Origin of the sequence: Aeribacillus sp. FSL K6-2833 (genome assembly GCF_037965815.1) — a bacterium.
Classification (GTDB): Bacteria; Bacillota; Bacilli; order Bacillales; family Aeribacillaceae; genus Aeribacillus; species Aeribacillus composti.
The window spans coordinates 2,120,781-2,136,260 of record NZ_CP150189.1; the positions used below are offsets into that span (position 1 = coordinate 2,120,781).

Annotated in this window: 11 protein-coding genes and 1 pseudogene; 1 reads left to right on the plus strand and 11 read right to left on the minus strand. The window is 38.3% G+C overall.

Going from position 1 to position 15,480, the window contains the following annotated elements; genetic code table 11:
- Positions 1–244: 244 nt before the first annotated feature.
- The 9 genes from NSQ94_RS10375 to NSQ94_RS10415 all read right to left on the minus strand — a co-directional run bounded on the left by NSQ94_RS10375 (position 245) and on the right by NSQ94_RS10415 (position 12,010).
- On the minus strand, positions 245–2,830 hold the full coding sequence (locus tag NSQ94_RS10375; RefSeq protein WP_339229020.1) for a PAS domain S-box protein: 2,586 nt from the start codon (positions 2,828–2,830) through the stop codon (positions 245–247).
- Between the two features lie 178 nt (positions 2,831–3,008).
- Positions 3,009–4,190 (minus strand): IS701 family transposase, encoded by a 1,182-nt coding sequence (locus tag NSQ94_RS10380; protein WP_063388773.1) that lies wholly within the window; start codon positions 4,188–4,190, stop codon positions 3,009–3,011.
- A gap of 454 nt (positions 4,191–4,644) precedes the next feature.
- Positions 4,645–5,010, minus strand: a complete 366-nt coding sequence (locus tag NSQ94_RS10385) for a PH domain-containing protein (RefSeq protein WP_063389575.1) — start codon at positions 5,008–5,010, stop codon at positions 4,645–4,647.
- 69 nt (positions 5,011–5,079) lie between these two features.
- Positions 5,080–5,529, minus strand: a complete 450-nt coding sequence (locus NSQ94_RS10390) for a DinB family protein (protein WP_063389576.1) — start codon at positions 5,527–5,529, stop codon at positions 5,080–5,082.
- A 704-nt stretch (positions 5,530–6,233) separates the two neighbouring features.
- Complete coding sequence (copZ, locus tag NSQ94_RS10395; protein ID WP_066246633.1) at positions 6,234–6,437, minus strand: copper chaperone CopZ; 204 nt, start codon at positions 6,435–6,437, stop codon at positions 6,234–6,236.
- Between the two features lie 57 nt (positions 6,438–6,494).
- A complete protein-coding gene (locus NSQ94_RS10400) occupies positions 6,495–8,891 on the minus strand; it encodes a heavy metal translocating P-type ATPase (protein WP_066246632.1) in 2,397 nt (798 codons plus the stop codon).
- A gap of 12 nt (positions 8,892–8,903) precedes the next feature.
- Positions 8,904–9,179, minus strand: coding sequence for a metal-sensing transcriptional repressor (locus tag NSQ94_RS10405; protein ID WP_063389602.1), 276 nt, complete (start codon positions 9,177–9,179; stop codon positions 8,904–8,906).
- Positions 9,180–9,579: 400 nt separating this feature from the next.
- The gene (locus NSQ94_RS10410) at positions 9,580–11,040 is read right to left on the minus strand and encodes an aldehyde dehydrogenase family protein (RefSeq protein ID WP_066246629.1); all 1,461 of its coding nucleotides are present in this window, start codon (positions 11,038–11,040) and stop codon (positions 9,580–9,582) included.
- Positions 11,041–11,692: 652 nt separating this feature from the next.
- Positions 11,693–12,010 (minus strand): helix-turn-helix transcriptional regulator, encoded by a 318-nt coding sequence (locus tag NSQ94_RS10415; protein WP_063389580.1) that lies wholly within the window; start codon positions 12,008–12,010, stop codon positions 11,693–11,695.
- Positions 12,011–12,147: 137 nt separating this feature from the next.
- On the opposite strand from NSQ94_RS10415, the gene NSQ94_RS10420 reads away from it, so the two are divergent.
- Positions 12,148–12,423, plus strand: a complete 276-nt coding sequence (locus tag NSQ94_RS10420) for a hypothetical protein (protein ID WP_063389581.1) — start codon at positions 12,148–12,150, stop codon at positions 12,421–12,423.
- Between the two features lie 600 nt (positions 12,424–13,023).
- On the opposite strand, the gene NSQ94_RS10425 is transcribed toward NSQ94_RS10420, so the two are convergent.
- Positions 13,024–14,403: a methyl-accepting chemotaxis protein gene (locus NSQ94_RS10425; RefSeq protein ID WP_066246625.1), complete on the minus strand. Its 1,380-nt coding sequence runs from the start codon at positions 14,401–14,403 to the stop codon at positions 13,024–13,026.
- Between the two features lie 303 nt (positions 14,404–14,706).
- Positions 14,707–15,478 (minus strand): annotated as a pseudogene (locus tag NSQ94_RS10430) (pirin family protein).
- Positions 15,479–15,480 lie beyond the last annotated feature (2 nt).

The window sequence follows — 15,480 nt, forward strand, 5'->3', positions numbered from 1 at the left end:
GGTATCTTTTGCTTAAGAAAAGGTTTTCATTATCACTGGAATGAAAAAAGCTTTGATTTTCATCAAACCTTTTACTTTTGCATATTGAATATTGCAAAACACTTTGTAACAAGGCAACTGAACGATCAGTCATTAAATTCCAACATTAAACGGAACTCTTTTAACCTATTTGAACAAAATAACATTTTTCCCATAACTCATGCGGCATTTTCCGTAAACATAGAAAACAGTTTATATATATATATTAATGGTGCTGCCTGTGTTCTAGATCTTTCTTAACAGCATGATTCGTTTCTCGATTCAACATAGGCAGTTTAATCCAAAAGTCACTTCCTTCTCCTATTTTGCTAACAACCCCAAATTCCCCGTTCATCAGCTCTATCAGTTGTTTTACAAGTGAAAGTCCGAGACCGGTTCCTTCAACTTGCACATGTTGAATACGATAAAAAGGTTCATATATTTTTTTCAATTCTTCTTCGCATATCCCGATTCCGGTATCAATTATGTGAATAACTAGAAATCCGTTTTGACATTTACAGGTTATATGGATCTGTCCACCTTCAACATTATATTTAATCGCGTTATCTAACAAATTTAAAATGACTTGTTTTAATCTTAACGAATCAATGTGGATCATTTGATCCACACACTGATCAATGCTTTTGATGATTTTGATCCTTTTTTTGTTTGCCGCTGGCTTCATCAATGCTATACATTCACATATGACCGAATCAATTTGTACTTCGTCATTTGAAATTTTTATTTTTCCTGTTTCAATTCTGGAAAGATCTAAAATTTCATTAATCAAATTTAATAAATGGCGGCCTCCTTTTAAAATTTCTTCCACAAATGCTTGCTGCTGCTCCGTTAGCGATTTATCTAGTTCCAACAAATGAGAAAAACCAAGGATTCCATTTAACGGCGTTCTTAATTCATGACTCATTTTCGATAAAAATTCCGATTTCGCCATATTGGCTTTGACGGCTTCTTCTTTCGCCTGAATAATGCTGTTTTCCATCTTCTTTTGTTCTGTTATGTCTTCAAACGTCCATAAATGGCCTTTCAGTTTCCCGTCCATATAAAAGGGAAAATAACTTCTTTTCAAGATTTTACCATTTTTGGTGTTCACTTCATCAGAGAAATGCTTATAGGGCGTGAAAATCTTTGATACTTCCCCTGTGTTTTCCTCGACCTTTCGGCCAACGGCTGGAAAATAATTGGTGATGTTTTTCCCAATCAGCTGTTTTATTGGCTCATTGATTTGAAAAATTTTCAATATCGTCTTATTTAAGGCGATAATCTTCATTTCATGATCAATCACAACAATTCCGATTGGCAGATTGTCAATAATCGTCCGTCTTAGTGCATTCGACTCATTTAATTTCATTTCCTGCTCTTTTCTGACGGTTATGTCTACACAAGAACCGATGACTTCAACAACTTTTCCATTTTCTATAACCGGACTTAACACAGCCAAGTAATCATATCCGTTCAGCTTTCCCTCAAAATGGACAATCTCGCCATTCCAGGCTTTCTGATAAGCTCGAAGCTGCCCTTCAGCGACTTCTTTCGGCAAAAAATCCCGCAAATCCTTTCCAATAATCTCATGGGGAGAATAGCCAAGTTTATAGAGCAATTCCCCTGCACATAACGTATGGATAAACTGATCGTTTATTTTGACGAACTTAAATGTCATTCCTTGCTGGCGTTCTAATGTATTCATTAAATCTTTCTGCATTTTTCGAAGTCGTTTTTGATATTGTTTTAATTCTTTCATATCTTTGGCGATGACGAAAAAACCTTCATTTTTTCCTTCAACGATCATAGGGACAAACGTTAAAAGTAAAGGAATCCATTCACCTTTACTATTTTTAAACGAAACTTCCATTTCATTTTCGTTATGCTCCAACAAACGATTCATTTTCTGTTTTACCCTTTCGGCATCGTCTTGAGGCAAAAACGAAAAAATCGATTGATGAATCATTTGTTCTTTTTTTGCTTTTAAGATTTCTAATCCTTTAGGATTTATATTCGTAATCATTCCGTCGATATTAATGATGAAAACGATATACGGATTATACGAAATCAATGACTCGTAATATAGATTTGTTGTTTCAAACTTTCTTTCTAGCTTGTTTTTTTCTTTTTGAACAAATGCAAAAATCATAAAAATCATGATGATTGAAAGGAGAAGTTGATTTGCCAGCAATGTAGAAACCGAATAAATCTGCTCATATATGAATAATCCAGTTTTTTTTATTTCATTCATTACCGTGTATTGAAAAATGAAAATACCCAATCCCAAAACAATTGAAGGTATTATGATCGCTTTCATTTGAAGCTTTTGAGATCGCTTATTGTGATGGAAAAAGGCAATCACTGCTCCCGCTAAAACAAAAGCGATTAAGTTAGAAAGAACGGAATAAAATCCGTCATATTCATTCCCTTTCAATGATTTTATACCAATATAATATATTACAAAAATACTTAAACCCACTACAATCGAAATCGCTGCTGCATTAGAAACATTTTTTTGTTTATCTTTCATGGAAAAAGCAGCGAATGATGCAATGATCCCTAGCAAAAAAGATAATAACGTACAGACGGTGTAATACGTTGCAATCAAATATAAATCATCACCGAGCATGTCAATAAATTGCATCGACCAAATTCCTAACCCTACCCATATCGTTCCTAACATTATGTATAACCACTTATCCTTTTCAGTAGACACCTGTATGTTCTGAATCATGTGAACAGAAAAAAAAGAAGCAATGATTGCCATGACGACAGATGAAATCACTAACTCCCAATTAAACAAAGCTTCCATGTTTCACACACCTTATCTTATTTGCTTACATCATAAACAAATAAAGAAGGTTAGACAATTATTTTTACTCTGTGGAACCATTTTGAACAGAACGGAACAGTTTTTTTAGTAAAATACTGTAGTTGAGTAATTTTCATTACAATAATTACCATGTAAAAAGAGACAAACGGAGTACCCCTTATGCCACATGAAGCTGTTTTTTAACGACATCAATGGGAATATCTTGTTTCGCTGCATCGTAAATAAACTCCACGAGGCTATGTCCTTTCTTCTTTCGAAGGAAGTCAAGCCCGGTAGAGAAATCGCTGTTGGATTCGACCATACTGTACACATAAGCGAGTTGCACCAAGATCCAATACCGTTTCACCGCCCGACGTTGACGAACGCGGTACCCATCGAGCTTCAGCTGGTCTTTCGCTTGTCGAAAAAAGCATTCGATCGACCAACGCTGGGCATAGTAGCGCAAGATCTCTTCATCGCTTAGCTCCCGGTCGGTGCTCAAGACGCAGTGAAGATGTTCAGGTGTCATCGGCTGATCGGCTTTCCAAGCCAACAACACAACGGCATCATCGAGACCTTTCAGCGCTCCCTCGTAGCGATACACGCGATAACGCTCTTCTCCCACCGTGACGAGATGGGTGTCGTTCGGTTCGATATAGCGGGCAAACTGTTTGGCTTGGATGGCGATGCCTTTTGGATAAAGAACCCGATTCGTCTTGAGCATCGCAATGACGTGGAATCCTTTTTTCAGGCAGGCTTCCACGAGTGTTTTCGATGGGTACCAAGAATCCATCAGCACATAAACAGAACCGTGCACATCCAAAGAAGAAAGCATCTCGATGGCCCATTGACCCTTGCTTTTCCCATCCGCCTTGTCGTAGAGGCGAAACGCAAAGGGAAAGGCTTGCGTCATCGTATGAACCATGAGCCAGACGAGAGAGTGTCCCCAAATCGACTTTTTGTCCGCGTGAGAATAATGCCAATTACACCCTTCAATAGCGTGTTTCGCCTGTGACGAAGGCTTCGTTTTTCGGCAGATCGTATCATCGATCGAAACAAAAATGGGGTGATTCTTTCGCTTGGCCGTTCGTTCCACATGACGAAGCATCCACTGCTGGAGTTTGCGAAGCAAGATTTCTTCATCCCAAGGGCTTTTCGTGAAAAAATGGCTCAGTGTCGTTCGATGGTTGGGATGAAAGCTCTCATGATGCAGATCGGTCAAGGTTCCCACAAATCCTTTCGTTGTCAGCGCATCGATAATATGAACGAGATGCTTCATGACCGGCTTAGAGAAATAAAGGGCCAGCCCCAACATTGCGAAAAACTTGTCGATTCCTTGGTGATGTGGTAGTCTATTCATGAGACATGAACCTCCTTGAGAATGGTTTGGTGACACATCTATTCTAATCAAGGAATCGGGTTCATGTCTCCTTTTTTGTTCGGATGTAAATTTATGTTAGTGAATTTGCTCATCTACAGTAAAATATTAAAACTGTTTTTTGAAGACGGTGGAGTAATATGTCAAAGAACTTTGCAGATAAGCGGGATACTTTTATTAAAAAGCGGAATTTAAAGCGTCATCCTAGTATTGAAAAAACAAAAAAAGCACCGAGATTTAAGAAATTTTATAGGTGCTATTGCTCTCAAACAATCATTCTATATGAAAAATTTCATAGAAGCAATTTTAAATGTTCTTAACAATCTTTGCATTTTATTGCACCTATTGATTCAAAAATCTCTTAGTGCAGCATTGTAAATGTTATATTTATTTATTTTTGTAAAATATAAAAATTCTTTTGATTTAAAGAGTACAACTACAGAATATGACTTGCAATGATTCGATCAAGCTTCCGAATATTCACTTTTTTATTTAATAATAATTTGAATTTCCCTGCCCTAGTCCATAGTTCGAGTTCTGCATTAAGGTCAATCTTTCCTCCATTTTCAGAAGAATACATGACAATCGATTTAAATGGAATGGTGTAGATTTCCACTTTTTTACCTGTAATTCCTTGACGATCGGCAATGATTATTCTTTTGTTCGTCACGACCGCAACATCTCGAACCGTTTTATACGCAGCTTCCGCAGTTTCCCCTTCAATTAAAATTTCCTCCACTTCTTTTGGAACATCTGTCTCTTCATAAAACGTCCAAGTCATAATAGAACCTACATTTGCCATACCTAATTTCCTCCCCTATTTGCTTCATTTATGAACAATAAACATAATTTTGGCAAACTGTCTTGGAGCTTATCTTACAAATGTGATAAAATCAACGTTCACTGGTTCATGCCGTTCAGATCGCAGTCTCAAGTTGATCTGTCCTCGATGGTAATGTCCGTGCAAAGCGACATGAGTTAAAATTTCCCTTAATGTATTTTGAAACTCAATTCCTTTACTGTTTTTGTAAGTGACAATGTTGTCTAAATCACGATTCGTCAAATTTTTCAAAAACGATGTAATGCTCTGTTCATTTTGTTTTGCAAGTTCTGCACAGGCATCTATATGTACATCCTCCCAAATCGCAATGTGTGAGCTGTCCAATCCTTGTAATCTTGTAAACCATAGTTTTTCAGTTAAAAGAATATGCGAAAACAAGCGCAGCGCTCCATTATTTTCCCCTTCAATCTTTTGCAAAGTGTCTAATATACGCTCGTTCGCCCAATGCAAGTGCTCAAACATCTTTTGAATCGTTTCCAATAAAAAATCCTCCTTCTTTACTTTACTATGTATGCAGCAAATGCTGTTCCTTTGAGTTAACTGACAATGATTAGGTTTTATCGCGCAAAAGTTCGTCAAATACACGGTGTAGTTTTCGAATATTCTAATAATTCATTGTTGACAATCTCCTGATTATGAATTCCTGTTTTTGACTGTTTTATCAAATTGAGAAATATCCGACCTTTTAAAACTTTTTGGGAAGCCACTCCAAAGATTGTTCAGAGTTTTGCATTCTGCCTCGCAAAATGACAAGTGTTGAAACAATTATAACATGAGTTCGCTTAAAAATTTAAACATTTTTTCGGTCTGTGAGCATAATAAAGCTCTCTATTATTAATCCAACTTCTGTCAAATATAATGCAAAATTACATATTCAATATACCTGCTTGACAGCCGATTTTCTCGTTGATTCGTTCAATCATTTCGCAAACTTTAAAAATCGGATAGATCATATGCCTGCTGGACAGATCAAGCAATCAATAGTTTACTTGCTTTCAGTTAGTATTTAATAAATAGAAGAAGGAAAGGGGCATGCTGACATCAAACGACAAATAGTTAGTATTTATATCTATAGAAGGAAAGAGGTTGTTATAGCCTGACTCTTCGATTCAACCTTTTGAGGCATTGAAGCTCTTCATATAGAACTAGCAAAAGGAAAACCATCCCCTTTTAGGAGAGGATGGTTACTTGACATCGTAGCCTTGATCTTCAATGGCGTTTTTCATTTTTTCAACTGTTACTTTTTTGTCGTCATATTCTACCTCAACAGTCCCTTTTTCAAGTGATACTTCGACCTTTTCGACTCCGTCCAGCTCTTTTAGAGCGTTTGTAACAGCCATTTTGCAGTGATTGCAAGACATCCCTTCTACTTGAAATGTAAGATTCATTTTCATTTCCTCCTTAGTATGATTTTAAGATACTCAGATTAAATCGTTGCAAATACTTTACAGTTTTATTCGTTTTAAACGCAGCGCGTTTGTGACAACGGAAACTGAACTGAGTGCCATTGCTGCTCCGGCGATCCAAGGCTCCAAGAGGCCAAGGGCGGCAACTGGTATGCCGATTGAATTGTAGAAAAGAGCCCAAAATAAGTTTTGCCGAATGTTTTTCATCGTTTTTTGGCTCAAGGAAATCGCTTTTGGAATGTGTGTTAAATCACCTCCGACCAAGGTAACGTCAGCCGTTTCGATGGCAACATCTGTCCCGGTTCCGATCGCCATGCCGATGTCGGCAACTGCTAGAGCGGGTGCGTCATTCATTCCGTCTCCAACCATCGCTACACGATATCCTTGCTTTTGTAGATCCTCCACGATTTTCGCTTTTTCCTCCGGAAGCACTTCAGCATATACTCGCCCGATCCCCGCTTCCTTCGCTACTGTTTCCGCTGTTCTTTTATTGTCTCCCGTTGCCATAAATATGTTGATTCCCATTTCCTTCAATGTTTGAATGGCTTTTTTTGAGCTTTCTTTAATAGTATCAGCGACAGCAATGATGCCAGAAAGCTCCCCATCAATTGCAACTAGCATAGCTGTTTTTCCTTCTGATTCAAGCTTCACCATTTTCTCTTCATGGGCTGAAGTTGCAATCGACCGTTCTTTCATCAGCTTTCTTGTGCCAACAAGTATATGTTTTCCATCTACTTTGGCTTCGATGCCATGTCCAGTCACGGCTTTAAAATGCCCCGGGTTTTGTATGTTGATGGAACGTGCTTTACCGAATTCTACAATTGCTTGGGCAAGCGGATGTTCAGAAGCGCTCTCAGCAGAAGCGGCATAATAAAGCATGCCTGTTTTTAATTCAATACAATCGGTCACTTCCGGTTTTCCTTTTGTTACCGTTCCCGTTTTGTCAAGGAGAACCGCATTGATTTTATGTGTTTCTTCTAGATGCTCTCCCCCTTTAAATAAAATCCCGTTTTCTGCCCCTTTTCCTGATCCGACCATGATCGATGTCGGCGTCGCCAATCCGAGTGCACAAGGACAGGCGATGACAAGAATAGAAATCGCTACTTCTAACGCTCTTGCCATATCATATGGCGTTATGAACAAATACCAAACAGCAAACATCACGATCGCAACGCCTACAACAATAGGAACGAATATACCGGATATGACATCGGCCATTCGCTGTATTGGCGCTTTCGATCCTTGCGCTTCTTCAACAATTTTAATGATGTTGGCAAGAGCGGTATCCTTCCCAACCTTTTCTGCCCGTATTGTTAAAAGGCCGTTTGTATTGATTGTGGAGCCAATTACTGCATCCCCTACTTTTTTCTCAACCGGGATAGATTCACCTGTGATCATCGATTCATCGACAGAAGACATTCCAGAAATGACCGTTCCATCGACTGGAATTTTTTCTCCGGGCTTTACGATTATCTCATCCCCTACTTTTACTTGCTCCAGCGGGATCCATTCTTCCTTCCCGTCACGGATGACAAGCGCGTCCTTCGCTTGCAGGCTTAACAGCTTGGAAATAGCTTCTGTCGTTCTACCTTTTGCAATCGCTTCAAAATATTTTCCAACGAGCACAAGGGTGATCAAGATTGCACTCGTTTCAAAATATAGATGCGGCATATGATCGGGACGGCCGATTGTTTTGATCGCTTCGTACAAACTGTAAAAGTAGGCTGCTGATGTGCCGAGCGCCACGAGCACGTCCATGTTTGCGCTTTTGTTTCTTAAAGCCCGGTAAGCTCCTGTGTAAAATGAGCCGCCGATATAAAATTGAACAGGTGTTGCCAGCAACAGCTGAAACCACGGATTCATAAACAGATCCGGCACCGCAAGCCCCGTTTCAAACGGTAAATGGGCGATCATTGTATACAATAAAGGAAGTGATAATAAAATAGAAACAATAAGCTTTCTTCTTTTATGATGCAATTGTTCTTTTTTTCGATCCGATTGATGGGTAGTCTCGTCCCGAACTTGTCCTTTATAACCAAGCTTTTTTATTTTCTCTAAAAGATCTTCAACCGAAACAACGCCTTCCCTATATTCCACAACAGCGCTGTTTGTCGCTAAATTGACAGTCGCATTTACAACGCCTTCCGTTCTTTTCAGCCCTTTTTCAATACGTGCGCTGCATGCGGCACACGTCATGCCTTCAATATCCAATGTTACTTTTTCCGATTCGACGCCGTAACCTAACTGTTCAATTTTCCGCTGGATGTCTAAAAGATTTTGTTTCGAAGGGTTATAATGAATAGTTGCTTTTTCCATCGCTAAATTGACAGTTGCCTCTACTCCGTCCATTTTATTCAGCACTTTCTCAATGCGCGCGGAACATGCAGCACATGTCATGCCGGTAATGTTTAATGTGACAAGCTTCTGTTCGCTCATTTGTTCCACCTCTTATTTAGAAAACTGTTTGATCACATCCATCAGCTCACGAATCGACTCATCACCGCTTCCTTCTTTGATCGCTTTCGCAACACAATGGCTGGCATGCCGCTCCAACAGGTTGAAACCTACTTTTTGCAGCGCAGCTTGAATGGCTGAAATTTGGACTAAAATATCAATGCAATAACGATTGTCCTCAATCATTTTTTGTACCCCGCGAACCTGCCCTTCAATCCGTTTCAGTCTCTTTAAAAGCTTGTCTATTTCATCAGAAGTTCTAGGAACCATTATTTTCTCGTGATCATGTTTTTCATTTTCTGTCACTGACACCCCTCCCTCCTTTCGTTTGTATACATTATACCCGTTATAGGTATAAAAAGCAAATGATTCATCTTTCTAGTTTTTTTTACAAAGATTCAACTCTATCAAGTCGTGAAACACAATTTTCTGCAAAAGCTGACCGCATACTTAAGAGTGGACAATAAAATTCAAAAATTGGTAAGATTCGTTTTAATAAAAAATCAGATAGCATGAGAGGTGCCTTCATGAAATTGTTTTCGTTTATAAAGAGGATGTATTTTTATATTTTTCTCTAGAACTATCGCTTATTCCCCAAAAGGAATTTCCTCGTCCAAAATTCCTCTTACAATAAATCACTCCCTACACAATGTATAGGGAGTTGTCATCATTAAAACGGAAATTGACGCTCTTTTTCTTGAACTGAAACCCATTTTGTCACGGTAAATTCGTCGACAACCCATGGATTTCCGAAACGTCCTAAACCGCTTCCTTTGTTTCCGCCGAATGGAATATTTGGAGCATCATTGACTGTTTGGTCATTGATATGGGTCATGCCTGAATCAATGGACAACGCAAGCTGTTCCCCTCTATTCAAGTCGCTGGTGAAAATAGAAGAACTTAAACCATATTCGGTGTCATTTGCCATTTCAATCGCTTCTTCATCTGATTCAGCCTTAATGATTGTCGCGATGGGCGCAAAAACTTCTGTTTGCGCGAGCTTGCTTGAATTTTTGACATTCGTAAAGACAAATGGAGTGAGGACGTTTCCTTCTCTTTTCCCTTCTAAGACAAGTGTTGCGCCTTCCTTCTTAGCTTCTTCAATGTAGCTTAAAGCTTTTTTCAGCTGCGTTTCATTGATTAATGGTCCAATGACCGTATTGGGATCGGAAGGGTTCCCATAAGGAAGAGATTTTGCTCTGGAAACAAATTTTTCCACAAATTCATCGTAATGATCTTTATGAACGATAAAGCGATTGACGATCATACAAATTTGTCCTTGGTGGATAAACTTGCCGAAAACAGCGGCGTTCACTGCCTGGTCTACGTTGGCATCCGACAGCACGACAAACGGACTGTTGCCTCCAAGCTCCAGCGCAACCCGTTTCAAATTGCGGCCAGCAATTTCACCGATATGTCTGCCAACGGCGGTGGAGCCGGTAAAACTAATTAAGCGCGGAATCGGATTTGTCAACATTTCATCACCGATTTCAGGAATATCGGTTAAAATCATGTTGAAGACTCCTTTTGGAAGTCCGGCATATTCAAATGCTTTCGCAATGATCGAGCCTCCAACAAGACCTACCTGTATATCCGGTTTATGGACAACGCTGTTTCCTAATGCAATCGCAGGAGCGATTGTTCTCATCGATAAATTCATCGGGAAATTGAACGGTGATATTGATGAAATCACTCCGAGCGGAAGACGGTAAATTTTGTTCACTTTCCCTTCAATTGCACTTGGGACTTCCCTGACTTCATGTATGGCTCCTGCATAGTTCAAGGCTTCTTCGAGAACCTCCAGCGTCAAGTGCAATTCTACATTCGCCTTTAAAACAGTTCCGCCTGTCTCACGAGTGATAACGCTTACAATTTCATCCTGATGAGACTTTAAATATTCTGCTGCTTTTCGAATAACTTCCTTTCTTTCTTCAACAGACGATTTCGCCCATTTTTTTTGTGCCTGTTGAGCGATTTCAAATGCTTCTTGCACTTGTTCTCTTGTTGCTAAACGCACTTTTGTGATGAGGGAATTATCGTAAGGATTAACATCTTCAAATATGCTTTCGCTTTTTCCTTCAACCCATTGTCCGTTAATATAGCTTTTATTGTAGTTCTCAAATTTCTCCATTTGGTCCCCTCCTAAAAATTCCGAATTTTCAATCCAATTTTATTAGTTTATGGCGCGGCTGTCAATCATTAAGCATCATTTCATATTTTTCGTCCTGCTGTCATTGTATCAATTTGCTTGGCCCGCCATGAAATTGGCGAGCTTCTAAAAAACCTTTCATTGAGAACTGTAAGATTTTCTAGGAAGCTGCATCAACATAGCAGTTATGCTCCGTTTTATAGATAAATATGTTTCGCTGCCGACTTCCATTCCAACTCAAATCCCAAATATTTCTCGCTTTATTACGACAATGTTTAAATGATTTTCGAGTCATTTTTATTGAAATGGTTCAGAAGTTCCATTTGATTGTGCTTTTGAAAAGTGGATCAACTGTATATAGTTTTGTTCAAACATACTTTTTGGCTTCTTACATTCTAGCAAAATATTTTAAGCCGATGCATCAGCATGTTCCATTTTTACTGTGCATATAATACGGCAGTTACTTGCCTGGATCTAAAAAGCGGTGATTCAACTCTCCATAAAAATAAAATAAAGAGGATTCTCACCGCTTCCAAAAACTATCAAAACATGGTAAAATAAAAAGGAACATTTGTTCGTTTATTTTCGGTCTGCCTTTCGTCACGAATTCATGAAGGGATCAAGGGATGGAGGGTTATTTTTGAAAAGAAGATAAAAAAACATATAATGCTTTCTTTTGCTCATCATTTAAAGTAGAAAGAATATGTTCTACTTGATCATCAACAAGGGATATGTCCTCGTTATCGATCATTTTAAAAAAGCTTCCCATCGGTATATTAAATCTTTGGCAAAACTTTTGAATGAGGCTAATAGGAATTTCTTGTTCACCATTTTCGATTCTGGAAAGCCTTGGCTGAGAAATTTCCAAATCCTCGGCCAGTTGAACCATCGATATATTATACTTTTTTCGCACTTCTCTTATTTGTTCTCCGATTTTTTTATTGATTTCCATCTGTTACATTCCTTCTTTGCTACTTCATCTATAATATAGTTTAACGTTTTCCTATTTTACTTTCAATTCGTTTTGTATTACTATAAAAATGAATATTTTTTATTCATTTTTATCTTCAAAGGGTTGGGTGAGCATAGATGAACTTTGAGCAAGCTTTCAATGAATTCGCTTATAATCGAATTGAGCAAGCTTTGTTAAATCGACAAAACCGTGAGCTCAAAGCTCTATACAACGAGCTTGAAGAAAAGCTTAAAAAGCTGGGCATAGCCAAAAACGATTGCGATGATTTAAAAGGAACCATCTATTGTTTGATGGATACTCAAAATTTGCTAGTTTATAGGCAAGCACTTGCAGATGTCATTTCCTTTCTTATCAAACTGGAAGAAACAAAAGCGGGCACCGGCCAAAAATAAACAATTCTACGAAAATATTTCCCGTTCATGCTGATCAAAAGGGTTTTTGGGGGTCAAGATGTTGACAAATGAATTAAATCCTTCTTTCTATGAACATCGTAAATATTTTTCACTGCCTCTCTACATATTTAATAATGAGTATAAAAAAGACCATCATGAATCAATTATTGAACAGCATCTACATAAAAATGTAAAAAATAGGTATTTTCAAGTCCCGGAATTCGTTTTTAAAGAATTTGCCAAAGGAAATTTGTCTGAAGTGTGTGTCTGGATTTTATTGACTTGTTTTTATTTGCTCCATATAAACAAGAGAAACGGCTTTAACGAAGGGGAAATTTTGCGGCTCGTAATGGAAGCGAGGAAAAAGACATGTTCTTATCCATCATTAAAAAAATGCTTTAAGCATTGTGTTGCGGAGTTAAAGAGAAGCGGATGGATCGAGCAGAAAAACAGGCTAATCTTTCTGAAAATTTTTTGAGTATTCATTCTCTTTTTTTTAATTTTCTTGTTTGAGAGAAAAGAAAAACGCGGTTGTGAAACCGCATTTTTAAATAAAAGGGCGAAAATTATATCGTTTCAAAAAGGATTGAAACCATCTGCTTATTTTACTATTAAATCGACACCGATAACCCCGACGATGTCTCCGTTCTTATGAATGGGGAAGGAAATGGTGATGCACGGTTTTTTTGTAACAGCAGATGTATAGATGCTTGATATAAAGATTTTATTTTTACTAGCTTCGATAAACCAAGGACGGGCTTTTGCATTTATTAAGCCTGCAGGAGGGTTGGAATAAACGAATGTACCGTCCAGTCGATTCGACCAAATAGCTTCGATATGCTCGTTCTCCTCAAAAAATTGATCCAATGCTTTTTTATGAACATCCGCATCTAGTTCATACAATGGAAATTGTGATAAAAGATTCATCACTTTTTCTTTCATTTCGTTGATTTTTGCCAAATCTATTTCTGTAATTTGTTGAAGCTGATCCCTTTTGACTAACGTTTGCAGCTCTTTAGAGGTTTGATCCAATGTCTCGCTGATGGCAATCATCTCTTCAATATGCTGGTGCTGCTTATCCATATCTTCTGAAACTCTCAGTGCATATGTTTTATTTTCATGAGCCATATCTGAAATTTGCTTGAGCACCGTAGTAATTTCCTGTACATGATCACACTGTAATTCGACAGCGTCTTTCGAATCCGATACCATTGATGTGATTTTGCCCAACGATGTTTGAAAAGAATGGATAACATCAATTAAAGATAGTAATTCAGCCACATTCTTTTTCATCTGATCGTTTTCCGATTTTACCATTTTGGTCGAAAACTCAATTTCTGATTGAATCGAAGAAAGAATTTGATGTGTTTCTTCAACCGCATCATGCGTTTGGTTTGCTAAATTTCCAATTTCATTTGCAACGACCGAGAAGCTTTTCCCATGTATTCCGGCTCTTGCCGATTCGATATTTGCATTTAATGCAAGTATTTTTGTTTTTTGGGAAATCGCTCCAATCGAAGAAAGAATGTGATCCATTTGTTTGGAAAAAGAAACGAGCCGATCCATTTGATCAAGAATTTTCAAATGATTTTGCCGCAGCTGTTCCGTTTCTTCTTGTATTTTTTGCAGCTGCGTTTTCGATTTTACGAGCTGTTCATAAAATAATATGCTTGAGGAATGTATCTCTTGAGAAGATGCTGTGATTTTCACAGCTGCCTCTTCAATTTTACGCATCTTTTCTGAAACGTTATTTGTGTCTTGCGCGGTCTGCTCAATATGCTCTAATAGCTGAAACGTGCTTTTTTTACTCGAGGAAGATCGTTCATCAAGGGAAACAGCGGTTAATTTCATTTGCTCAATGACGCCTTTTAATTGATCCGCAGCAACTTCCACCTGTGCCGCAAACGAATCCTCCATCTGTTTTTTTTGTCTATCTTCTTCATGATCCGCTGCTCGATTCCATTTTTTTAAAAACAGCATATTTATCACCTACTGTCTCCACTAATTTACTCTTTATTGTAACAAGCCGAACGAGAACGAAACATGATTTATGTCACATAATCTGACACAAAACATTTCAATATACAACCATTCGACAGATGCTACCTTTTTTCTCGTTTTTTCTTTATCATTGTTGAATTTTGCGCTTTCCCGAGAAATAATTTTTATTTACCAAAAAAACTCTCCTTCCGTGCATAAAAGTCGGAGAGTTTATCAAACTGTTATTCTCTTTCATTCAAACTTTCCTGTTTGATAGTCGACGATTGCTTGCCGTATTTCTTCTTACGTGTTCATAACAAACGGACCGTAAGCTGTGACAGGTTCATGGAGAGGTTCTCCCGCATATAGAAGCAGCCGGAGTTTGTCTGTCGTTGTGACGGTTATGTAGCTTTCCTCTCCCTCAGCACCCTTTGTTAAAAACAGCACTTGCCCTTTTTCCCCTTTTGTTTTAGACGCACCAAACAAGCCTTTTCCTTCTAAAATATAAAGAAAACCATTATAGTTTTCCGGAAGATCTTGATGAACGGACGCATCAGGTTCCAGAATCATTTCCACCATCGTGACAGGAACGTAATTTTTTAGTCGGCGCTTGAATACCTTTTGACGAACCAGAAAAAATCCGAATCAACGCTCCTTTTTCTTTTCTAACTGGCCTGTCAGCACTTTTCAAATTTTGATAGCGGGGAGCGGTCAGTTTTTTTGAACTCGGCAAATTAACCCACAGCTCTAGACTGTGAACGGTAGATCCAGGTGCAGGATCTTCTTGATGGATTACTCCTCTTCCAGCAGTCATCCATTGAACATCCCCGGCTTTGCTTGCCATATCCATTTTTGTTATCAAAATGCTCCAAAATCCCGTCAATTACATATGTGACAGTTTCGATTCCCCGATGGGGATGAAGGTCAAACGTCCCTTGCTGAAAAATATCCTCCGCAAGCATTAAAATCGATCATATTCCTCCCAATTACCAGGTTCTAACACAAACCCATTAGTATGAGTCGGATTATTCGTTTGTAACGCAACATTTTTAATTTTGCGTATATCCCTTTCCATAC